Source organism: Pseudofrankia inefficax (assembly GCF_000166135.1).
Classification (GTDB): Bacteria; Actinomycetota; Actinomycetes; order Frankiales; family Frankiaceae; genus Pseudofrankia; species Pseudofrankia inefficax.
Genome location: NC_014666.1, coordinates 4,803,617 through 4,824,649 on the forward strand (window position 1 = coordinate 4,803,617; position 21,033 = coordinate 4,824,649).

Here is a 21,033-nt window from a genome sequence, read left to right on the forward strand (position 1 = left end):
GACTCATTCCTCGACGGAGCCGTCGGGACGGGCCGCGCTCGCCCGTCCGGCCGCGAAGACCGCATAGGCGGGACGCAGCTCGTCCCGCAGGTCGCCGAGCGGCTCCACCACCAGCGGCCCGCACAGGTCCAGCAGAACGTCGGGACGGGCCGGCGCCTCGGACCGGACGTCCGAGCCGCCATCCGGGGCCGGCGCGGTCCAGAACGCCGCCGGGGAGCTGGGCAGCGGTTCCAGGGTGTCGCCCGCGGTCCCGTCGCCTGGCTGGGCGGGCGATCCCCACGGCCATCCCCCGGACCGGGCGTGGGTGCCGCCGCCGGGGCGGGACGCCGACGCCGGCCGCAGGCGCCGGATGCCGGCGAGGACCGCGTCGCGTTCCCGGCCGCGCAGCGCGAGCAGCGCGAACGCGTCGAGGTCGATCGACTCGCCGAGCCGGTGGCAGGCCGCGACGAGGTGCGCGCACGGCCGCTGCCAGTCGGCGCAGGTGCAGTCCATCGCCAGGTCGTCGGCCCGGGTCGGCAGCAGCGAGAGCCCGAGCACGGCGAAGGCGTCCTCGACGTCTGCGGGCATCGAGCCGGCCAGCAGCGCGGCGGCGTAGCGGGCCTGCGACGCGAGCGCCCGCTCGATCCGCCCCCAGTCCATGTCCCCGAACGTCCGGACCGCCAGCCGGGTCTTGTGCAGGTCCTCGTTCTGGTCGCGGACCATCGCGACGACGAGGTTGCCGGACCGCCGGACGCTGAGCACCGCCTCGGTGCGGGCCAGGGCGCGGCCGGCTCGCAGTGGCTCGGGCGGGCTCATGCCCTCGATGAGCGCGAGGAACCGGGACGACCACCAGGCCTGGTCAGCCATCGACGGCCTCGGGGGCGAGCGCGACGAGGTCGCGCAGCTCGTCGGTGTTCAGCGCCGCGAGCCAGCTCTCCCCGCCGCCGACGACGGTCCGGGCCAGCGCCGCCTTGTCCACCAGGATCCGGTCGATCCGCTCCTCCAGCGTGCCCATGCACAGCAGGGTCCGCACCCACACGTCCCGGCGCTGCCCGATCCGGTGCGCGCGGTCGGTCGCCTGCGCCTCGACCGCCGGGTTCCACCAGCGGTCGACGTGGACGACGTGGTTCGCCGCCGTCAGGTTGACGCCGGTGCCACCGGCCTTGAGCGACAGCAGGAACACCCCGGGACCGGTCCCGGTCTGGAACCGTTCGATGAGCGCGTCGCGCTCGGCCGCGCGCAGGCCGCCGTGCAGGAACGACACCTCCACCCCGAGCCGGGTGGACAGGTAGGGCGCGAGCATGGCGCCGAAGCGGGCGAACTGGGTGAAGCACAGCGCCCGCTCGCCGCCGGCGACGACCTGCGTGAGCAGCTCCTCCAGCCGGGCCAGCTTGCCGGAGCGCCCGGCCAGCGCCGAGCCGTCCCCGAGCAGGTGCGCCGGATGGTTGCAGACCTGCTTGAGCCTCGTCATCGCCGCGAGCACCACGCCGTTGCGCCGGACCGGGGACGAGGCGTCGCGCAGCCGTTCCATCATGTCGTCGACGACGGCCCGGTACAGCGCCGCCTGCTCCGCTGTCAGCGTGCACAGCTGGCGCAGCTCCACCTTGGCCGGCAGGTCCCGCAGCACGGCCGGGTCGGTCTTCACCCGGCGCAGCACGACCGGGCGGATCCGTCGGCGCAGCCGGGCGGTCGCGTCGGGATCGCCGTACCGCTCGATCGGCACCGCGTAGCGGGCGTGGAACGAGCTGGCCGAGCCGAGCAGGCCCGGATTGACCGCCCGCATGATCGACCAGAGGTCGCCGAGCCGGTTCTCGACCGGGGTGCCGGTCAGCGCGACCCGGTGGCGCGCGGTGAGCCGGCGGACGGCCCTGGCCTGCGCGGTCGCGGCGTTCTTGATCTGCTGTGCCTCGTCGAGGACGAGCCGGTCCCAGCCGACCTGGCGGAACGTCTCGACGTCGCGGGCGAGCTGCGTGTAGGTCGTGAGGACGAGGTCATGGCGGCCGGCGGCCTCGGCCAGCGGACTGCCGTCGCCGCTCGCGTGGTGGGTGTGGACCGTGAGGCCGGGCGCGACCTGCTCGGCCTCACGCCGCCAGTTGCCGAGCACGGAGGTCGGGCAGACCACGAGGGTCGGCTCCCGCCGGGCACCGGCCCGGGCGAGCAGCTCCAGCGCCAGGACCTGGATGGTCTTGCCCAGCCCCATGTCGTCGGCGAGGACCGCGCCGACGCCGAGCCGGTCGAGCAGCGCGAGCCAGGCCAGGCCGTGTTCCTGGTAGGGCCGCAGCCGCACGCCCAGCCCGGCGGGCGGCTCTACCCGCGTCAGCCCGGCGCGGTCCGGGCCGGGCTCGCCGACGGCTCCCGCGAGCAGGGCGCCCAGCCAGCCGTCCGCGACGACCTCCACGTCGCCGGAAGCCTCGGCGGGGCCAGGCTGGAGACCCGTGTGCGCGAGGACGTCGCGGACGGTCAGCCGGCCGCCGGCGGACTGCCGGGCCAGGTCGAGGCCGGCCAACTCGCGCGGGCTCACCCGGGTCCAGCGGCCCCTGAGCCTGACCAGCTCCGTCTTGGCCGCGGCGAGGGCGTCAAGCTCGACGTCGGTGAGCTCGACGTCGCCCAGGCTGACGGCCCAGCGGAAGTCCACGATCCGGTCAAGGTCCGTCGTGATGTCCCGCAGCACCGGCGCCACCGGGTGCACCGCGCGCACGGTGAGCCGCGACGCGGAGCGGGGCGGCCGGGTCCACCACGACGGGACGAGTACCCCGAACCCCTCCTGTTCCAGGGCACCGGTGAGACGCAGGAACTCCTGGGCCTGGTCGAGGTCGAGGTCCAGTCCGGTCGGCCTGGCCTCGCGCAGGGCCCGGCCCAGGCCCGGCCAGACGGCGACGGCTCGCCCCAGGCCGGCGAGCAGCGACTCCTGCGCGTCGGTGGCCCAGCTCGTCGGCCCGGCGGGGCGGCGGGTCCAGACCTCGCCGGCCAGCACCTGGACGCCGGGGTCGGCGACCGCCTGCAGCAGGAAGTCGACCCGCCAGGCGTCGACGTCGCCGGGCGCCGTCCGCGACAGCGCGCCCGGTTCCCCCAGCCGGAAGCACAGCCGCGTCGGCCAGGACCGCCCGCCGCCCGCCCGCCACGCACCAACCTTGGTGGCCAGCTCGCGGACCGGGGTCCCGGCGGCGGTGAGCCCCGGGTCGCCGTCAAGGGCACGCAGCCAGTCGGCCGCCGCACCCGCCAGGCCCGACCGCTTGGCCTTCGGGACCCGGGTCTTCGGGGCCGGGGCCGCCGAGTCTCCGGCCCTCGGGTCACGGCCGGCCCGTCGGAGCCGGTCACGGGCGTGGGCGTCCACCAGGTCGTCGAGTGCCGCGCTCAACGCGTCGGCCGGGCCTGTCTCGGGCGTGTCCCCGTCCACGGCGGCCCGGAACGCCGGTGGCATCGCGACGCCCAGGGCGCCGAACCGGTCGGCATCCGGCCCGGTACGGACAGGCAGCCACCGCGCCACCGCCCCGGCGCCGTCGCCTCCGACAGCGGGCAGGACGCGGCCCCGGTCGACCAGATCGGCGGCGAACCCGTCAACCGCCAGCAGGAACAGCGCGGACGCGCCAAGCCGGAACGCCTCGCCAGCGCCGAACCTGAGCGGGACGCCTGGTCGGACCATGTCGACCAGCCAGCGTCGCAGCGCCGGGCTGTTTCCCACCGCCGCCGGACCACCCGACGCCGGCCCGGCTTCGGCCAGGGCGGCCGTCAGCTCCGGCGACGCGACTGGTCCCGTGGCCGTGGTCGGCAGCAGGACCGTGCGCTGCCCCGCCCCCGCCGAGCTGTCACCGGCTGATCTGGTGGCAGGGCCGACTCCGGCCCGCTGGCCGGTTACGAGGGCCGCCAGGTCCGGGCCCGCGGCCGCGAAGGGATGGCGGGCGCCGCCTTCCGGGGGTGCCTCGTCCCGGCGCCGCGTGTCCTCGGCCCACAGCCGGACGCCGTCGGCGGCCGTGCAGACAGCGTGCACGACCAGCATCGACACCCCCAGGGCCGGACCGGAGCCCCGGCCTCTGGCCTCTCCAGGGCTCTCGGCCCCGAGCTTACGGAAGGCCTCCGACCCGTTTCCGGATCCGGTCGAACCGGCCGGCGGCCCACCGGGCAGGACTCGCGGGCCGCCCGCCGATGAGTCCTGGCGTCCAGGCCGGTCGTAGCAGTCATGGAGACCACCAACCTCGCCACCCTGTACGACTCGCCACTGCTCGACTGGTCCGGGATCGAGGCCCGGCTCGGGCGGGGCCTGCCCCAGGCGCCCCACGCCGGCGGCCCGGACCGTCATACCTGCTGGCTGGCCACGATCAACCCGGACGGCAGCCCTCACGTCACCGGCATCGGCGCGCTGTGGACCGGCGGCACCTTCTGGTTCGAGACCGGGCGGGGCACCCGCAAGGGTCGCAACCTCGCCCGTGACCCGCGCTGCACCCTGAGCGTCGCCACCCACGAGTTCGACCTGACCGTCGAGGGCACAGCCGATCTGGTCACCGATCCGGCCACGGTCTCCGAGCTCGCGGCGCTCTGGGCCGCCCAGGGCTGGCCGGCCCTGGTCGACGACACCGGCCTCGCGCTCACCGCCGAGTTCAGCGCCCCGTCGGCGGGCCCGCCGCCCTGGCACGTGTACCGCCTGACGGTCCGCGCCGCGACGGCCCTGGCCACCGTCGACCCCGGCGGCGCCACAAGGTGGCGCTTCTAGTGCCGCGCGGCACGAGACCCGACCCCCACAGGTCTGGATGGACGATCGAGGTGCACCCCGGCCACCGCCAGGCGCCCCAAGATCGCCGCTTCGGCCCTCCAGTGGTCGTGACCCGGCCTGTCTCGTAGCCACCAGAGGACGCAAACAGCGATCAAGGTGACGGGGCGCGCGTCGACGGGGCGAGCGCGGCGAGCCTCGGGCCTCGGGTCAACAGGCCGCCGGTTCCGAGGTGGCCGCCGCGGGCCGGGGTGTCTCGATCGGGTAATGCCAGGACCGCGCCGGCTCTCGCAGCGCTTCCGGCACCTCGTCGCCGGCTGGCAGCGGGCGGTGCGGCTGGATCCGGCCGGACCGGATGTTGTCACTCCAGTCGCCGATGCCGCGGGTGAAGGGGCCGTGCCCGAACCGGCCGTACTCCGTCATCGTCGGTTCCCATGGCACGTCCAGGAAGGCGCACAGGCGCCGCGCGACGTCCGCCGGGTTCGTGGTGAGCTCCTCATAGCGGACGGTCAGGCCGGGGAGCTCGGCGCGGGCCTCGTTCATCGACCGCACGAACCCGACCGTCCGGCCCACCGGATCCATGTCGACCCGCCCTTCCCAGGCGCGGGCCAGCGACGCCGCGATGCTGGCCGGATGCCGGACGAGGTAGATGTAACGCGCGCCCGGCCAGCATTCGGCGACGCGGCGCCACGTCAGCACCTCGTTCGTCGTCTTGTTCACGATCAGGCGTTTGCCGCTGCGCGCCAGCTGGCGGTGCAGGAGGCGGTCCCACAGAAGGTGCTCGAGGTCCCGCAGCGTGAGACCTAGCGCGTCGATCGCGATCTCGGCGTAGCGCTCGGCGTGGCGGCCCGCATTCCATTCCCTGGTCTGCACCGCCAGCAGTGACAGGTGCAGCTCGTGCGGAGCGTGAATCTCCGAATGACTGTCGAGAACGGTCCGCAGGAGTGTTGAACCGGAGCGCGGCGGCGAGAAGATGAAGATTGGCGACGCTACCAGCCGTTCCATGTCCCGCCCCTCGGTCCTGCGTGGTCGCTTTCTGGTCAGGGAATGTTTCCCCGCCGTTCGCGTGACGTCACGCCGAATCGGCGGAATTCGCGCCGCCGGCTCGACCAGCAGGCCGACACGTTATCGACGGTCCTCGGCCGGGTCCATGGCCAGAGTCTTATCGATCCATCGCACATTGGTGCAGCGCGAACTTTCGCGGCGCCGGAAAATGAGACCGCCGTCCGGACCGGCGCCACGAAGGAAGCGGACCTCATGACCTCTGGCCAGCTCGGGAACGTCGTGCCCGACGCGCTCGACCTGTTCGACAGCGCTCATCGCCTCGACCCGTACCCGGGCTACGGCCGGCTGCGGGACACCCCCGGCCGGGCCGCCGTCCGGCTCGGGGACACCGAGGTCACGCTGCTGTCCCGGTACGCCGACTGCGCCGCCGTGTTGCAGAGCCCGGCGTGGGGGCACGGGAACGCCGACCGGCTCAGCCCGTTCTGGGACCAGGAGACGAGCCTGCCGGGCTCGTTCATCCGGATGGACCCCCCGGACCACCGGCGGCTGCGCGCCCTGGTCAACAAGGCGTTCAGCGCCCGGATGGTCGCCGACCTCGCCCCGATGATCACACGCCTGGTGGACAGCCTCGTCGACCACGCCATCGCGGCCGGAGGGCTCGACGTCGTCCGGGACCTGTCCGCGCCGCTCGCCCTGGCGATGGTGGGCCAGCGGCTGCTCGGCGTGCCGGCGCGGGACGCGGACCTGCTGCGCGCGTGGGAGCTGGCGATCGCCCGCGGCACCGACCCGGAGCCGCTGCTGTCCGCCGAGGAGATCGCCGGGCGCGACGAGGCCGGCGCGGGCGTCGTCGGGTACCTGGCGGACCTCGTCCGGCGCCGCCGCGCCGAGCCCCGGGATGACCTGCTGAGCCGGCTCATCGCCGTCGAGGAGGCCGGGGACGCGCTCAGCGCGCCGGAGGTCATCGGCATCTGCGTGCTGCTGCTCATCGCCGGGATGGAGACGAGCATCAACCTGGTCGGCAACGGCGTCCGGGCGCTGCTGGCCCACCCCGACCAGCTGGAGTTGCTGCGCCGCCGGCCCGAGCTCACCGGCTCGGCCGTCGAGGAGATCCTGCGCTACGACACCCCGACCCAGTTCACGATGCGGGTCGCCCTGACCGACACGACGGTCGGCGGCCGCGCCTTCCGCCGGGGTGACGGCGTCATCGTGCTGATGGCCTCGGCCGGCCGGGACGCCGCGGTCTTCGCCGAGCCCGACCGGCTCGACCTCACCCGCTACGCCGAGCCCGGTCGCTCGCCCCGCCACCTCGGCTTCAGCCTCGGGGCGCACTACTGCCTCGGGGCGCCGCTGGCCCGCCTGGAGGCCTCGACCGCGATCGGGACCCTGGTGCGGCGGGCCCCGGGGCTGCGCCTGGCCACCGACGAGCCGGTGTCCTACCAGCCGAGCATCATCCATCGGGGCCCGCGTTCGCTGCCCGTCGAGCTGACCACCACCGCGGCCTGACGGCGCCGACGCCCGTCGGGGCGCTCGGGGCCCCAGCAGGTCGCGTGTGGGTGGCCGTTCCGGCCAGAATCGGAGCAACGCTGACGGTCAGCGCCGATCCGCGCCCGCGAGGAGCAGCTCATCACCGGCACCGAAGTCCCCGAAGCGGACGGGTCCGTGACGCCCGAAGGCGGTCGCGCCGAAGGCGGCGGCGCGCGGCCACCGCTGGTGGTCCTCGTGCACGGCGCCCGCGACCAGGGATCGAGCTTCGCGCGCGTCACCGCGCTCCTGGACGACCTGGAGGTGCTGTCCTACGACCGCCGCGGCTGGGACGACGACCCGGCCTGGGACGGCGTCCCCGCCGGCGTCGACGGCCACACCGACGACCTGCTCGCCCTGCTCGGCGAGCGGCCCGCGACGGTCGTCGGGCACAGCTGGGGCGGCCACGTCGCCGTCGCCGCGGCCATCCGGCGGCCCGACCTCATCGCGTCCGTCGGCCTCTGGGAGACGGCGCTGCAGTGGGAGCCCTGGTGGCCGGCGGACCACCGGCAGCTCATCAGCAACGCGGTCGCGCGGCTGCGGGAGAAGCCACCGGGCACGCCGCGGCAGAACCGCGAGCGCCTGCTGTTCGTCGCCGAGGCGACGGAGATGTTCACCGCGCCCTACGACCTGGGCCGGCTGAAGGCCCGCTGCATCGTCGGGTACGGCGACGCGCCCTTCCCCATCTTCGAGCCAGGGGTGCGCGCCTTCGCCAAGCTCATGGACGCCGAGCAGTTCACGCTGCCCGGCGCCACCCACATGGCGCACCGCGAGAACCCGGCCGACTTCGCCCGTTTCGTCCGCCGCGCGGTCGCGCTGGGCCGGCCCGGCGAAGCCGCCTGACCGGAACGGCCTGACCGGCCCTGCCAAACCTGTCCGGCCGGGCCAGGCTGCCTGACCGGCCCAGCCCGACCGGCTCAGCTCGTCGAGCAGGTGACGACGGCGTCGCGCAGCTCGTAGCTCATCAACCCGTCGCACCAGGTCATGTCCGGGACGCGGGCGAGGCGCACGTCGGGCAGGCGCATCAGGGCGTCGAGGAACACCCGGGTCTCGGTGATCGCGACCTGGGCGCCGGGGCACCGGTGGCTGCCGTCGCCGAAGCTCATGTACGAGCCGACGGCCTTCTCGCGCCTGGCCCGGTCGGGGTCGACCGCGTGCGGGCACTGTCCGACCGTCGCCGGGTCGACGTTCGCGGCCCGGATGTTGACGGCGAGCAGCTCGCCCGCCTTGACCGAGTCGAGCCCGAGGTCGGCGTCCTCGGTGGAGCGCCGGTGGAGCATCGCGGCGACCGGTTCCAGGCGCAGGATCTCCTCCAGGATCGCGGTCTGGTCGGCCTCGTCGCCGGCGGTGAAGCGGGCGCGCAGGGCGTCGTCGTCGAACAGGTGCCAGGCGGCCATCACGATGAACTCACGGGTCGTCACCATCCCGGCGACGGCGTAGGTCATGCACTCGATGAGGATCGCCTTGTCCGGGTAGCCCTCGTCGAGCAGGTGCGAGATGACGTCGTCCTGCCGCCGCTCGCGCCGGGACCTGATCGCGGGGCGCACGTCCCGGACGAAGAACCGCATCGCGTGCACGGCGGTCAGGGCCTGCAGGCCGAAGCGCACGACGGGGTGCGCCCCGCGCAGCCGGGTGCCGAGCAGGGTCGCCTGGATGCGCTTGGCCATCCCGGCCTGGTCGCTGTCCGTCAGACCGACGATCTCCGCGGCGACCGCGACCGCGAGCTTGTAGCTGAGCTTGTCGAGCTGCCCCGTGCCGGTGGCCCGGACTCCCCGCAGCAGCTCCTCGGTCGTGCGTTCCATGACCAGGCGGTGGCGGGCGCTGATGGCCTTCGGGGTGAAGAACCGGGCGATCGCCGTGCGCCGGCGGCGGTGGCTGTCGCCGTCGAGGAAGAAGACCGGGCAGAACTCGTCCTCGGGGTCCATCTGGTCGGAGCTCGCGCCGGCCTGCCGCATCTGCGCGCTGCGCAGGATCGCGCGGCCCAGCTCGAAGCTGCCGACGACGCGCGCCCCGGCGTCGGCGTGCACCCGCTGCGCCGCCAGGGCCGCCGACTTGCGGTCGTCGCGGGTCGGATCCAGCGCACGCGCGGGGAGCTCCGTAGTGGTCACAGCCGCCTCCAGGCCTTGGCCGATCTGGTGGGCCGATCCGGTGGGCCGAACCGGTGGATCTCAGGCAACCCAGGCACAGCGTAGGGCATCTCGTGCAAGCAGTCTTGCACGAGTTACGGTGCCGCCAAGAGTCGCCCGGAGCGCGGAGGGCCGCGTCTCCCGGGGCGGCGATCTCGACCTGCGAGGATCGGGCGACTAGGTTCGGGCGACCAGGTTCGACCCCGGACGCGCATGGAGGAGAAGACCCGATGGTGGCCGGCGGCTCAGGCAGCGGTTCGGCCCCCGACGGGACGCGCGGCGCCGCCCGGCAGGCCCCGAAGGCGCGCTCGTACGAGAACTCGCAGCGCTCCCGGCAGGCCGCGGCGACCCGGGAGCGCATCGTCGCCACCGCCACCGACCTGGTGCACGAGCTGCCGAACTGGGACTGGCGCAACCTGACGGTCCGCGCGGTGGCCCGGCGGGCCGGGGTGAACGAGAGCACGGTCTACCGGCACTTCGCCACCGAGCGCAACCTGCGCGACGCCGTCCTGCGCCAGCTGGAGACCGAGGCGGGCGTCGAGCTGGAGAACCTGACCCTCGACAACTTCGGCCAGACGATCGCGCAGACGTTCGCCTATCTGGCGACGTTCCCCATCGGCAGCCGGCCGATCGAGGACCCGACCTTCGCGGCGCTCGACGAACGCCGCCGCCACGCGCTGCGGGCCGCGCTCACCGCGTCGGCGGCCGACTGGACCGACGAGGAACGCGAGATGACCGCCGCGGCGCTGGACGCCTTCTGGAGCGTCGGGACCTTCGAGCGCATGGTCACCACCTGGGACCTCGACCCCGAGAAGGCGACGAGCGCCGCCACCTGGGTCATCGGCCTCATCGAGGCCGCGGTCCGCGACGGGCGCGGCCCCGGCCAGGCCGCCGGGGCCTAGAAACGCCGGCGCCGACCTCACGGTCGGCGCCGGCGCCGCTCGCACGAACTGGGCCGCGCCCCTGGGGCACGACGAGTGGGGACCTACCGCACCTCGATGACCATCGCGGCGCCCATGCCGCCGCCGGCGCACATCGACACGACGCCGAGCGAGTTCCCGCGCCGGCGCAGCTCGGCGACCATCGTCACGACCATCCGGGCGCCGGTGGCGGCGATCGGGTGGCCGAGGCTCGCGCCGCTGCCGTTGACGTTCACGATCTCGGGCCTGATGCCGAGCTTGCGGATCGTCGCGACCGGCACCGAGCAGAACGCCTCGTTGACCTCGAACAGGTCGATGTCCGCCAGTGTCAGGCCGGCCCGGTCGAGTGCCTTCGGGATCGCCAGCGACGGGCCGAGCCCGGTCAGCGCCGGGGCGAGGCCGACCGAGGCCCACGAGCGGATCCGGGCCAGCGGCGCCAGGCCGTGCGCCGCCGCGTACTCGCCGCTGGCGACGGTGACGGCGGCCGCGGCGTCGTTCAGGCCTGCGGCGTTGCCGGCGGTCACCGTCGCGTCCGGCAGCTCGGGGTGCAGCAGGCGCAGCTGGGCGAGCGTCTCCACGGTCGTGCCGCGGCGCGGGAACTCGTCGGTGTCGAACACCTTCGTCGTCCCGTCCGGCTGCGGCACGTTGACGGGCACGATCTGGTCGACGAAGTAGCCGCCGTCGATCGACGCGATCGCCTGGCCGTGGCTGTAGGCGGCCCACTCGTCGACGTCGAGGCGGGTCAGGCCCAGCTCGCGGGCGGTGTTCTCACCGACGGTGATCGACATGTCGAAGGCGGGGGCGTCCGGCGTCTCCGGGTGCGACGCCGACACGAAGGTCATCGGGTTCCCGTCCGGGCCCCGCTTCGTCGTGGTCATCGCGCTGTTGGTCAGGCTCTCGGTGCCGCCGGCGATGACCACCTGGTCCATGCCGGCCCGCACGCTGCCCGCCGCGATCGCGACGGCCGCGAGGCCCCCGGCACAGTGCTGGTTCGTCGCGATCCCGGCGACGTCGGCCAGGCCCAGGCGCACCGCGACGTTGCGCGACAGGACACCGCCGCCCTGGTAGGCCTCGGCCAGCACCAGGCCGTCGACGTCGCGGGCCGGCACCCCGGAACGCTCCAGCACGGCGGGCACGACGACCTCGGCGAGCTGGAACGCGTCCAGGCTGACCAGCGACCCCTTGCGGGCCCGCGCGATGGGCGTACGCGCGGTCGAGACGATGACTGCGTCGGTCACGGTGAACTCCTCGGAGACGAACGCGCCCCGGACGCCGGGACGCTGTCAGACTGCTGCTGGTCGAGACCCACCGCCGGAGAAGGTCATCGTCGGCGGCGGACGCAGCACACCCCGCCTGGCACCGCCGCCGTGATACATCTACATATAACAGGCCCCCGGTGGGGTGCGTACATCGATCGGCCCGCGACCGCCGACACACCCTGCCCGGCCTCGCGATAGAACCGATCCGTTCCGGGGGCGGCCACGCCCTCGCCCGCCGACTCCCGAGGAGCGACCACCGTGCGGCTTCTTCCGCAGCTGACACCGGCGAACACCTCGTTCTGGACGTCCGGTGCCGACGGCCGGCTGCGGATCCAGGGCTGTTCCGACTGCGGGACGCTCGTCCACCCGCCCGTGCCGATCTGCCCGAAGTGCCGTAGCCGCGCGCACGCGCCGACCGAGGTCTCCGGGCGCGGCACGGTCATCGGCTTCACCGTGAACGCCCACCAGTGGCTGCCGGGCTTCGAGCCGCCCTACGTCATCGCGGTCGTCGCGCTCGCCGAGCAGGCCGACGTGCGACTGACGACGAACATCGTGGGCTGCGCGCCGGACGAGGTGCACATCGGCCAGGAGGTCGCGGTCCGGTTCGAGCAGCACGAGGACGTGTGGCTGCCGCTGTTCGAGCCGACCGGCGGCACCGACCCGGTCGACCGCGTCCCCGAGCCGAGCCGGCCGGTCCCCCGCCCGCCGGTCAGCGACGAGCGGTTCGAGCACCGGTCCGTGCTCTCCGGCATCGGGCGCTCGGCGATCGGCCGGCGCCTCATGGTCGACCCGCTGTCGCTGACCGTCGACGCCTGCCTGGAGGCGGTCGCCGACGCGGGCCTCACGCTCGCCGACATCGACGGCCTGTCGACCTACCCGGGCGGCGACGGCGCCCTGGGCGGGATGAGCGAGGGCGGGGTCACCGCGGTCGAGGAGGCGCTGCGGCTGAACCCGACCTGGATCAACGGCGGCATGGACATTCCCGGCCCGGGCGGCGCGGTGATCGCCGCGATGATGGCCGTGGCGAGCGGGCTGTGCCGCCACGTGCTGTGCTTCCGGACGGTCTGGGCGTCCACCTCCGCCGCCCTGGGCATCCACGCGGGCGGCGGTGGCCGGGTCTCCGGGATGTTCGAGTACCGGGGGCCGTTCGGGGCGATGTCGGCGGCGAACTGGATCGGCATGAACGCCAACCAGTACCTGCACCGCTACGGCGCGACCCGGGAGCTGCTCGGCGCCATCGCGGTCAACGCCCGGGCGAACGCGGCCCGCAACCCGGCCGCGATCTACCGCACCCCGATGACGATGGACGACTACTTCGCGGCCCGGCCGATCAGCTCGCCGTTCGGCCTGTACGACTGCGACGTGCCCTGCGACGGCTCGATCGCGATCATCGTCTCGGCCGCCGAGACCGCGGGCGACCGGCCCCGCCCGGCGATCCGGGTCGAGGCCGTCGGCACCCAGATCAACGAGCGGGTCTCCTGGGACCAGGGCACCCTCACCCACGAGCCGCAGGTCCTCGGCCAGGCAGCGCACCTGTGGACCAGGACCAGCCTGCGCCCGGCCGACGTCGACCTCGCGCTGCTCTACGACGGCTTCACCTTCAACGCCGTCTCCTGGCTGGAGGCGCTCGGGTTCTGCGGGCTCGGCGAGGCGCAGGACTGGATCGACAAGGGCCGCCGGATCGCGCTGGACGGCGAGCTGCCGGTGAACCCGCACGGCGGCCAGCTCTCCGAGGGCCGCACGCACGGCTTCGGGTTCCTCTACGAGGCGGTGGCCCAGCTGCGTCACGAGGCCGGCGCCCGCCAGGTCGCCGACGCCCGCACCGCCGTCGTGACGACCGGCGGCGGCACCCCGTCCGGCGTCCTCCTGCTGCAGCGCGACGGCCACTGACCCGCGACGGCCACTGACCCTCGACGGCTACTGACTCGCGACGCCTACTGACCGCGACGCCTACTGACCATGGCCCTCGGGCCTGTCTCTGATCGGGGAGAACGACGATGGACGAATCGGCACCGGCGCCGGTAGCGGTGGTCACCGGAGCGGCGAAGGGCATCGGCCGGGCGGTCACCCACCGGTTCATCGCCGACGGCGGGCGGGTCGTCGCCGGCGACGTCGACGAGGCCGGCCTAGCGGCGCTCGCCGACGAGCTCGGCACCGACGCGCTCGCGACGATCCGCTGCGACGTCACCGTCGAGGACGACATCGCCGCGCTCGTCGAGCTCGCGACGGCGCGGTTCGGCCGGCTGGACACCGCGGTCGCCAACGCCGGCGGCGGGACGCTCAGCGAGATCGCCGACCACGACTTCGCCGAGTGGCGCCGCGTCGTCGACCTCTGCCTGCACGGGGTGTTCCTGACCGTCAAGCACGCCGGCCGGGTGCTGCGCGACGCCGGCCACGGCGGCTCGATCATCGCGCTCGCCAGCCTCAACGCCATCCAGGCCGGCCGCGGCATGGGCGCGTACTGCGCCGCCAAGGCCGGCGTCGTCGCGCTGACCGAGGTCGCCGCGCTGGAGCTCGGCAGCCACGGCATCCGGGTCAACGCGCTCGCTCCCGGGCTGGTCCGGACGGCCCAGACCGGCGGCGTGTGGGCGCTGCCGGGCGTCCTGGACGAGTTCGTCGAGAACACCCCGCTCGGCCGGTTCGCCGAGCCGGAGGAGATCGCCAACCTCGTCGCGTTCCTCGCCTCCGACCAGGCGTCGTTCATCACCGGCGCGCTTTACAGCATCGACGGCGGCGCGCGGACCAGGCGGTACCCGGACATGGTCGCCGGGGTCGAGCGGCTGCTCACCGCGGGAGCTCCCGCCACCGGCTGACCGTCGCCGTTCTATCGCCTCACCTCGATGACCTCGATATCTTTCAAGTGAGCGTTCAATCCGTCGGGGCGCGCCGGCTATCCGCGCCGCCGTCGTACCGACAACCGAAGGGGTTTCTCCATGGGCAAGCTTGAGGGCAAGGTCGCCTTCATCACCGGCGCAGCGCGCGGCCAGGGCCGCAGCCACGCGATCCGCCTCGCCAGCGAAGGCGCGGACATCATCGCCATCGACCTCTGCGAGCAGATCGCCAGCGTCCCCTACCCGCTCGGCACCCCCGAGGACCTCGCCCAGACCGTCAAGGAAGTCGAGGCCCTCGGCCGCGGCATCGTCGCGGTGAAGGCGGACGTCCGGGAGCGGTCCCAGCTGAAGGCCGCCGTCGACGAGGGCATCGCCCGGTTCGGCCGCCTCGACATCGTCCTGGGCAACGCGGGCGTCTGCCCCTGGGACGACTTCACCCTCGCCAGCGGCTTCGTCGACTGCACCGACGTCGACCTCATCGGCGTCATGAACACCGTCGCCGTCAGCCTCCCCCACCTCACCGCCGGCGCCTCGATCATCCTGACCGGCTCCACCGCCGGCATGATGAAGGGCACCACCGAGGTCATGGGCAACACCGGCGGGGTCGGCTACTCCTGGGCCAAGCAGACCGTGGCGCGTTACACCGAAGTCCTCGCGTTGCAGCTCGCGCCCCACAACGTGCGGCTCAACGCGATCCACCCGACGAACGTCAACACCAACCTGCTGCAGAACGAGCGCATCTACAAGACGTTCCGCCCCGACCTGGAGAACCCCACCCGCGAGGACGCGGAGCTCGCGTTCCCCGTGCTCCAGTCGATGCCGATCCCCTACATCGAGCCGAACGACGTGAGCTCGCTGGTGCTGTTCCTCGCGTCCGACGACTCGAAGTACATCACCGGCCTCAACCTGCGCCTCGACGCGGGCGGCATGCTCAAGGGCGAGCCGGCCTTCTGACGGTTCACCGAACCGCCGCCGGCCCTGGGCCGGCGGCGGTTCGTCGTTTCCGGTGGCCGGGCTCCCGGTCAGACCTTGGGCTGGGTGGCCCAGTCGTCGCGGTTGGCCCGGACCGCGTCCAGGACGCGTCCCCAGCCGGGGAGGGTCTCGGTGATCCGCATGTCGAACGGGCTGGTCGTGCGGAACTCCAGGATCTCCACGCCGTCGGGGCCGGCGGTGTAGGTGTACGGGCGGTCGGCCGGCTGGAAGAAGCCGTCGCCCTCGCCCAGCACGGTGGCGCCCATCCGCAGCTCGCCGCGGGTCACGTAGTACAGGCAGTCGGCGCTGTGCGAGTGACGCGGCAGCACGTAGCCCGGGCTGAACCGCGACCACACCAGGCTGGTGCCCCCCGACTCCGGGTCACCGAACAGCACCTTGACGACCTGGCCACCGCCCGAGACCCATTCCAGGAACTGCTCGGGGGCCTCCGGCGACATCACCGGCATCGACATCATGCCGGACTCGTGCAGCGGCAGCGCCTCGGCGAACCGGAAGGTCTCCCGCCGGTGTGCGCCTCGCGCCGTCTCCTGCGCCACCGTCTCCTGGGTCGTCGTCTCACTCATGTCGGTACCCGCCTCCTGCCGGCTCGGGGCGACCGCCCGGCCAGCGGCTCCAGTTATGGATACAGTATGCGTCTTGAGGTCCCCGCGTTGATAGGTCTACATCTTTCCACTTAAGCTGCGCACGTGGACAGCACCTGGGCCTCTGTGGGCCATCGACGTTCCCCGCTCGCGCGCCACCCGGCCGGAGGCTGAGGTGGACCTCGGCATCCGTGACAGCGGGTTCGTCGTCGTCGGCGGCACGGCGGGGATGGGCCTCGCGACCGCGCAGGTCCTGGTCGCCGACGGCGCGCGGGTCGTGCTCGTCGGCCGGGACGCCGACCGGGCCAAGGCCGCCGTCGAGCGGGTCGGCGACCGGCGGGCGTCGGCGGTGGTCGGCGACGTCAGCCGCCCCGGCGAGGCCGAGCGGATCCTCGCCGAGGCGGTCGAGGCGCTCGGGGGGCTCGCCGGCCTCGCCGTGACCACCGGGACCTCGACGGCCGGGCACCGCAACCTGGAGACGGCGTCGGACGACGTCTGGGCCGAGGCCGTCGACGACGTGCTGATGGGGACGGTGCGCACGGTCCGGGCGGCCGTCCCGCACCTGGTCGCGGCCGGCGGCGGGACCATCGTGACGACCGGGGCGTACGGCATGCGCGCCTACCATCCGGACCGGCTGCCGTACCTGACACTGAAAAGCGGCGTCGCCGCGTTCACCAAGACCATCGCCCGGGCGTACGGCGGCTCGGGGGTACGGGCGAACTGCGTCTGCCCCGGCGCGATCGAGACGGGCTCGCTCGCGGCGATGCGCCAGGCGCTGGCGCAGCAGCGCGGCGTGCCGCCGGAGGGCCTCCTGGAGCAGGTCATGGTCGACGAGTGGCATATGGACGTCGCCCTGCGCCGCCCGGGCACGCCCACCGAGGTCGGCGAACTGTTCGCCTTCCTCCTCTCGCCCCGCGCCGGCTACCTCACCGGCGCCGTCATCAACATCGACGGAGGCACCCAGTTCTGACCGGCCCTGGTCGGCGGCGGTGACCATTGGCGAATCGGTTCTCGGACGCAACGCGGCCGAAACCGGCTCGCGATGTCTCCGGTGTTCGCTCAGTACGCGGCCGAGTGGGTAGCCGGCGGTTCCGCACCGCCTCCGCGCGGCCATCGGAGGACAGTCCCTGCCATGAGGGCCGCCCTACAGAACTCCACCACCGGAGAGAACCCGGACCGCGTGACGCGGCATGACGGGCCCGACCATCTCGTGGTCTCCGAGCATCCGGTCCTTCGCCGCTTCTGGTACGCGGCCTGCTTCGCGCACAACGTAAACGCGGAACCGGTCGCGGTCACGATCCTGAGCACTCCCCTGGTGCTGTGGCGGCCGTCGCCGGACGCCCCGGTCAGCGCGGCGCTGGACCGGTGCGCGCACCGGGACGCGCCGCTGTCACGCGGCTGGGTCGCGAACTGCCATCTCGTCTGCCCGTACCACGGCTGGGAATGGGACCGGGCCGGGCGCACCCAGCGGATTCCGCAGTTCCCCGACGCTCCGCACCCGACGCGAAGCGGCCTGACCATGGTCTCGGCCCGCGAACGGTACGGGATGGTGTGGATCTGCCTGTCCGACGATCCGGTCACCGACATCCCGCCGGTTCCCGAATACGACGACCCCGCCTGGCGACGGGTGCCGGAATACGAGTTCGACTTCGACTGCACCGCCATGCACCTGCTGGAGAACAACTTCGACCCGGGCCACGTCGCCTTCGTCCACCGCAACACGTTCGGCAATCCGGACCGCGCCGAGCTCACCGACACCGAGGTGACCCGCGAACCCTACGGCCTGCGCACCTTCGGCCAGGTGAACGTCGATTCCAGGCCCGGCGAGCTCGGCACCACCACCCGCACCACGGTCTCCACGCTCTACGCGCCGTTCTTCGGGCACATCCACATCACCTATCCGGACGGCCTGCGGCATCTGATGGTCAAGGCCATCACGCCGGTCGACGACGAGAGCTGCCGCCTGGTGCAGCTGGTCCTGCGGACCGACACCGAACAGGACCGGCCGGCGGCCGACATCCTCGCGTTCGACGTCGCGGTGGAAAGCGAGGACCGTGCCCTGCTCGACCTGCTGCCGACGCCGTTCCCGCTCGCTCCGCACCTGAACGTCCACGCCCGCGCCGACCGCAACAGCCTCGCGATCCGGCGCCTGTGGACCGACCTGGTCACCGGCCGCTGGCTTCCTTCCTGGTAGCGACCTGGCGGCCTGGCAGCCTGGCGCGGCCGGGATCGCTGGCTCAGCCCGCGCGGTCCAGCCTGGTGCCGGCGTCGTGGGCCTCGCGGGCGTCGAGGAGCTGGTCCCAGTGCTCCGCCGTCCAGGCGCAGGCGGCAGCCATCGGCTCCAGCAGGCTACGGCCGAGGCCGGTCAGCTCGTACTCGACGTGACGGGCCGCCTCGGGGCGGACTGTGCGAATGACCAGGCCGTCGCGTTCCAGGGCCCGCAGCGACTGGGTGAGCACCTTGGGAGTGACCCGGCTCAGCGGTACGCGCAGCTCGGAGAAGCGGCGCGGGCCGTCTTCGAGGCAGCGGATGACGAGCGCCGTCCATTTGTCACCGAAACGGATCGGGTTGAGCGACGACGGGCAGAGCTCGTCGAACAGGTCGGCGGGCAGCGGGTCCCTCATAGACTCACCGTAGCCGGTATCCGGTTGGTAACCATCGTCCCGCATAACGTCCGCCTGCCGGCCGGCGCAGGAAGCGCAGGCCCTGGAGATGGGCGGTTTCCAGCATGAACATCGTGGTGTTCGGCGCGGGTGGACGGGCGGGGCGGCGGGCTGTTTCCGAGGCGCTTCGGCGTGGCCACCAGGTCACCGCGGTCGTCCGTGACCCGGCGAGACACAGCCAGGTTCGGGACGCCTCGGTGATCGCGGGTGATGTCACCAGCGCCGCGGACGTCGAACGGGCGGCCGCCGGTCAGGAGGTCGCCATCAGCGCCGCCGCGGACCTGTCCGTACCCGCGCACGAGTTCTTCACCGCGTCATCCCGAGCGCTGGCGGCCGGACTGGCGAAAGCCGGCGTCGGCCGACTGGTCGTCGTCGGTTTGGCTTCCGTCCTGCCCGGAGCGTCCGGTTCCGCGTTGATGGACGAGCCCGGTTACCCGAACGAGTATCGGTCCTTCTCGCTCGGGCACGCGGCGGGTCTCGACGAGCTTCGGACCTGCGGCCTCGACTGGGTCTACATGGCGCCCGCGGGGGATTTCGACCACGAGGGCCCACGCACCGGCCGCTACCGGATCGCCGAGCACGGCGACGCGAACAGCCGGATCACCTATCCGGACTTCGCGGTCGCGCTGCTCGACGAGATCGAGAAACCGCGCCACCACCGCAGCACGGTCAGCGTCCGCTAGCGCCCGCGCGCCCGCTTGCGCATGATCGCCGTCTGGGCCCTGAAATGGTCGCAATCGCAGCCCGACAACAACCAGTCAAGGGCCAAGACGGCAATCATGCGCGAGCGTGAAGCCGGCAGGGACGCGGCGGACACCGCAACGGCGCGAACGCGGTCACTGCTCGAAGAGCACGCGCTTCATGTAGGACGTGTCGCAGTACTCGCGGACGGAGACGATCAGGCCGTCGCGTACCTGGAACAGCACCGCGTAGTCATTGTCGTAGGCCGCGCCCGAGCGGGCCCGGGCGTGACTCGTCCACTCGGCGACGGCGTACTCGCCATCGGCGACGATCCGGTGCAGGGTCTGCGTCACCGCGACCTCGGGGTCCAGGGTGGCGACGACCTGGGCGAGGAATCCGTCCAGGATCTCGTCGGCGCCGGTCCAGGTGCCGGCCACCGGAAGATCGCCGCGGATCGTCCAGGTCGCCTTCGGCGCGAAGCTCGCCCGCAACGCGGTCAGGTCACCCCGCCCCAGCGCGGCCACATAGGCGGCGACGACAGCACGGGTGGTCTCGGTGGCGCTCATGGGAGAACGACCTTTCACGGGAGCGGTACGTGAATGCGTGGCTGACGATCTGTTGGCCGTGAGGTGACGTCACGGGAACAGTGGACCCGCATCCTGCGCCCGCTTCAACGGCCAAACCTCCGCCGCTCTCATCACTGTCAATGATGAGTCGACTCGGTGAACCACCCTCCGACGACCTGGGCCTACTCCCGGCCAGACACGCTGGCCCCTCTCGAGCCCGACCGCGGGACAGTGCGACGACGTGGACGTTGTGCGGTATTTCTTTCTGTATGTAGGCCTGGCGGCCCTCTGCGGGTTCGGTGCCGCCCGGGCCAACTCCTGGGAGTGACTGTCTTCGGCTCTCCCATTTGTCGTCCCATCCCCCCATGTGCGCCGAACTTGGCGCATTAGTAGGCGCGCTTGATTCCGGCCGAATTCCGTTAGACCATTGGAATCGCCGGGGAATGGGCCGTCAATGTTACCCGCCGTGCGACGCTGCCCGTCTGCTCGCGCCTGACGGTCGCGGTCACGCCGGGTTCGCGTCCGCTGCGCCGACCGGGTCGCAGGGCGTACTGACGGACTCCGCGGGCGTTGGTCGGCTGATCGCGCGTGCGGCGAGATACTGGACCACGGCAGGCAGCAGGTCGTGCTCAGCCGCGAGGACTCGGCTGGCGAGGCTCTCGACGGTGTCATCCGGGTGTACCGGGAGTTCGTGGCGGGCGATGACAGGCCCTGTGTCGTACTCGGCCGTGACGAGATGGACCGAGGGGCCGGTCATGGGATCGCCGGACGCGAGGACGGCTTCATGCACAGCGCGGCCATACATGCCTTGGCCGCCGTGTCGCGGCAGCAGGGACGGGTGAACGTTGATGATCTGGCCGGCGTAGGACGCAAGTGTCAGCGGACCGATCTTCTTCAGGTAGCCGGCCGTAACGATCAGGTCGACCAGTTGCTCGCGCAGGAGAGCGCAGATGGCTGCATCCAGCTCGACGGGATCGGGATGGGTCAATCCTGACAGGTGCGCGGCCGGTATGGCATGGGTTCGGGCATAGGAGAGCGCGCCGGAGTCCCTGTTGTTACTCAGGATCAGAGCCACGCTGTATGCCATGCCCGGTTCGAGGGAGGCTCGGTGCAAAGCCCGCAGGTTGGTCCCCTCATGTGACGCGAACACGGCAACGCGAAACTCAGTCACGACCTGGCACCTCGGTGCCCCGGACCCGTCGT

The 21,033-nt window shown here is 72.9% G+C and carries 19 protein-coding genes; 10 read left to right on the plus strand and 9 right to left on the minus strand.

Annotated features, from left to right (window positions below; genetic code table 11):
- Nucleotides 1-3: 3 nt before the first annotated feature.
- A complete protein-coding gene (locus FRAEUI1C_RS19535) occupies nt 4-846 on the minus strand; it encodes an SWIM zinc finger family protein (protein WP_013425060.1) in 843 nt (280 codons plus the stop codon).
- Nucleotides 839-3,976, minus strand: a complete 3,138-nt coding sequence (locus tag FRAEUI1C_RS19540) for a DEAD/DEAH box helicase (protein ID WP_013425061.1) — start codon at nt 3,974-3,976, stop codon at nt 839-841. Before FRAEUI1C_RS19540 ends, FRAEUI1C_RS19535 begins: the two co-directional genes overlap by 8 nt.
- Before the next feature lie 180 nt (nt 3,977-4,156).
- Between FRAEUI1C_RS19540 and FRAEUI1C_RS19545 the strand changes: the two genes are divergently transcribed.
- Nucleotides 4,157-4,687, plus strand: a complete 531-nt coding sequence (locus tag FRAEUI1C_RS19545; protein WP_013425062.1) for a pyridoxamine 5'-phosphate oxidase family protein — start codon at nt 4,157-4,159, stop codon at nt 4,685-4,687.
- A gap of 207 nt (nt 4,688-4,894) precedes the next feature.
- On the opposite strand, the gene FRAEUI1C_RS19550 is transcribed toward FRAEUI1C_RS19545, so the two are convergent.
- Nucleotides 4,895-5,689, minus strand: a complete 795-nt coding sequence (locus FRAEUI1C_RS19550) for a sulfotransferase family protein (RefSeq protein ID WP_013425063.1) — start codon at nt 5,687-5,689, stop codon at nt 4,895-4,897.
- A 252-nt stretch (nt 5,690-5,941) separates the two neighbouring features.
- On the opposite strand from FRAEUI1C_RS19550, the gene FRAEUI1C_RS19555 reads away from it, so the two are divergent.
- Nucleotides 5,942-7,192: a cytochrome P450 gene (locus FRAEUI1C_RS19555; protein ID WP_013425064.1), complete on the plus strand. Its 1,251-nt coding sequence runs from the start codon at nt 5,942-5,944 to the stop codon at nt 7,190-7,192.
- A 156-nt stretch (nt 7,193-7,348) separates the two neighbouring features.
- Nucleotides 7,349-8,053 carry an alpha/beta fold hydrolase gene (locus FRAEUI1C_RS36500; protein WP_013425065.1) on the plus strand — a complete coding sequence of 235 codons (705 nt, stop codon included), beginning with the start codon at nt 7,349-7,351 and terminating at the stop codon, nt 8,051-8,053.
- Between the two features lie 74 nt (nt 8,054-8,127).
- Here FRAEUI1C_RS36500 and FRAEUI1C_RS19565 read toward each other — a convergent pair whose 3' ends face one another.
- Nucleotides 8,128-9,318 carry a cytochrome P450 gene (locus tag FRAEUI1C_RS19565; RefSeq protein WP_013425066.1) on the minus strand — a complete coding sequence of 397 codons (1,191 nt, stop codon included), beginning with the start codon at nt 9,316-9,318 and terminating at the stop codon, nt 8,128-8,130.
- Between the two features lie 248 nt (nt 9,319-9,566).
- Here FRAEUI1C_RS19565 and FRAEUI1C_RS19570 point away from each other — a divergent pair, with 248 nt between their 5' ends.
- Entirely contained in the window at nt 9,567-10,238 is a 672-nt protein-coding gene (locus tag FRAEUI1C_RS19570; protein WP_013425067.1) for a TetR/AcrR family transcriptional regulator, read from the plus strand.
- Between the two features lie 83 nt (nt 10,239-10,321).
- Here FRAEUI1C_RS19570 and FRAEUI1C_RS19575 read toward each other — a convergent pair whose 3' ends face one another.
- Entirely contained in the window at nt 10,322-11,494 is a 1,173-nt protein-coding gene (locus FRAEUI1C_RS19575; protein ID WP_013425068.1) for a thiolase family protein, read from the minus strand.
- A 279-nt stretch (nt 11,495-11,773) separates the two neighbouring features.
- On the opposite strand from FRAEUI1C_RS19575, the gene FRAEUI1C_RS19580 reads away from it, so the two are divergent.
- The 3 genes from FRAEUI1C_RS19580 (at nt 11,774) to FRAEUI1C_RS19590 (ending at nt 15,300) form a co-directional block, all read left to right on the plus strand.
- On the plus strand, nt 11,774-13,405 hold the full coding sequence (locus FRAEUI1C_RS19580) for a thiolase C-terminal domain-containing protein (RefSeq protein ID WP_013425069.1): 1,632 nt from the start codon (nt 11,774-11,776) through the stop codon (nt 13,403-13,405).
- Between the two features lie 107 nt (nt 13,406-13,512).
- Complete coding sequence (locus FRAEUI1C_RS19585; RefSeq protein ID WP_013425070.1) at nt 13,513-14,328, plus strand: SDR family NAD(P)-dependent oxidoreductase; 816 nt, start codon at nt 13,513-13,515, stop codon at nt 14,326-14,328.
- Between the two features lie 120 nt (nt 14,329-14,448).
- Nucleotides 14,449-15,300, plus strand: coding sequence for a mycofactocin-coupled SDR family oxidoreductase (locus FRAEUI1C_RS19590; RefSeq protein ID WP_013425071.1), 852 nt, complete (start codon nt 14,449-14,451; stop codon nt 15,298-15,300).
- Nucleotides 15,301-15,368: 68 nt separating this feature from the next.
- Here the strand turns inward: FRAEUI1C_RS19590 and FRAEUI1C_RS19595 are convergent, their stop codons facing one another.
- Entirely contained in the window at nt 15,369-15,902 is a 534-nt protein-coding gene (locus FRAEUI1C_RS19595; RefSeq protein WP_013425072.1) for a cupin domain-containing protein, read from the minus strand.
- Between the two features lie 193 nt (nt 15,903-16,095).
- On the opposite strand from FRAEUI1C_RS19595, the gene FRAEUI1C_RS19600 reads away from it, so the two are divergent.
- Entirely contained in the window at nt 16,096-16,890 is a 795-nt protein-coding gene (locus tag FRAEUI1C_RS19600; RefSeq protein ID WP_013425073.1) for an SDR family NAD(P)-dependent oxidoreductase, read from the plus strand.
- A gap of 162 nt (nt 16,891-17,052) precedes the next feature.
- Nucleotides 17,053-18,114 (plus strand): Rieske 2Fe-2S domain-containing protein, encoded by a 1,062-nt coding sequence (locus tag FRAEUI1C_RS19605; protein ID WP_013425074.1) that lies wholly within the window; start codon nt 17,053-17,055, stop codon nt 18,112-18,114.
- A gap of 43 nt (nt 18,115-18,157) precedes the next feature.
- On the opposite strand, the gene FRAEUI1C_RS19610 is transcribed toward FRAEUI1C_RS19605, so the two are convergent.
- Nucleotides 18,158-18,544 (minus strand): winged helix-turn-helix transcriptional regulator, encoded by a 387-nt coding sequence (locus FRAEUI1C_RS19610; protein WP_013425075.1) that lies wholly within the window; start codon nt 18,542-18,544, stop codon nt 18,158-18,160.
- A 104-nt stretch (nt 18,545-18,648) separates the two neighbouring features.
- Between FRAEUI1C_RS19610 and FRAEUI1C_RS19615 the strand changes: the two genes are divergently transcribed.
- Nucleotides 18,649-19,266, plus strand: a complete 618-nt coding sequence (locus FRAEUI1C_RS19615) for an NAD(P)-dependent oxidoreductase (protein WP_013425076.1) — start codon at nt 18,649-18,651, stop codon at nt 19,264-19,266.
- A gap of 153 nt (nt 19,267-19,419) precedes the next feature.
- Here the strand turns inward: FRAEUI1C_RS19615 and FRAEUI1C_RS19620 are convergent, their stop codons facing one another.
- Both FRAEUI1C_RS19620 and purN read right to left on the minus strand, forming a co-directional pair.
- A complete protein-coding gene (locus FRAEUI1C_RS19620) occupies nt 19,420-19,830 on the minus strand; it encodes a nuclear transport factor 2 family protein (protein ID WP_013425077.1) in 411 nt (136 codons plus the stop codon).
- Nucleotides 19,831-20,335: 505 nt separating this feature from the next.
- Complete coding sequence (gene purN, locus FRAEUI1C_RS19625) at nt 20,336-21,001, minus strand: phosphoribosylglycinamide formyltransferase (RefSeq protein ID WP_013425078.1); 666 nt, start codon at nt 20,999-21,001, stop codon at nt 20,336-20,338.
- Nucleotides 21,002-21,033: the final 32 nt, after the last annotated feature.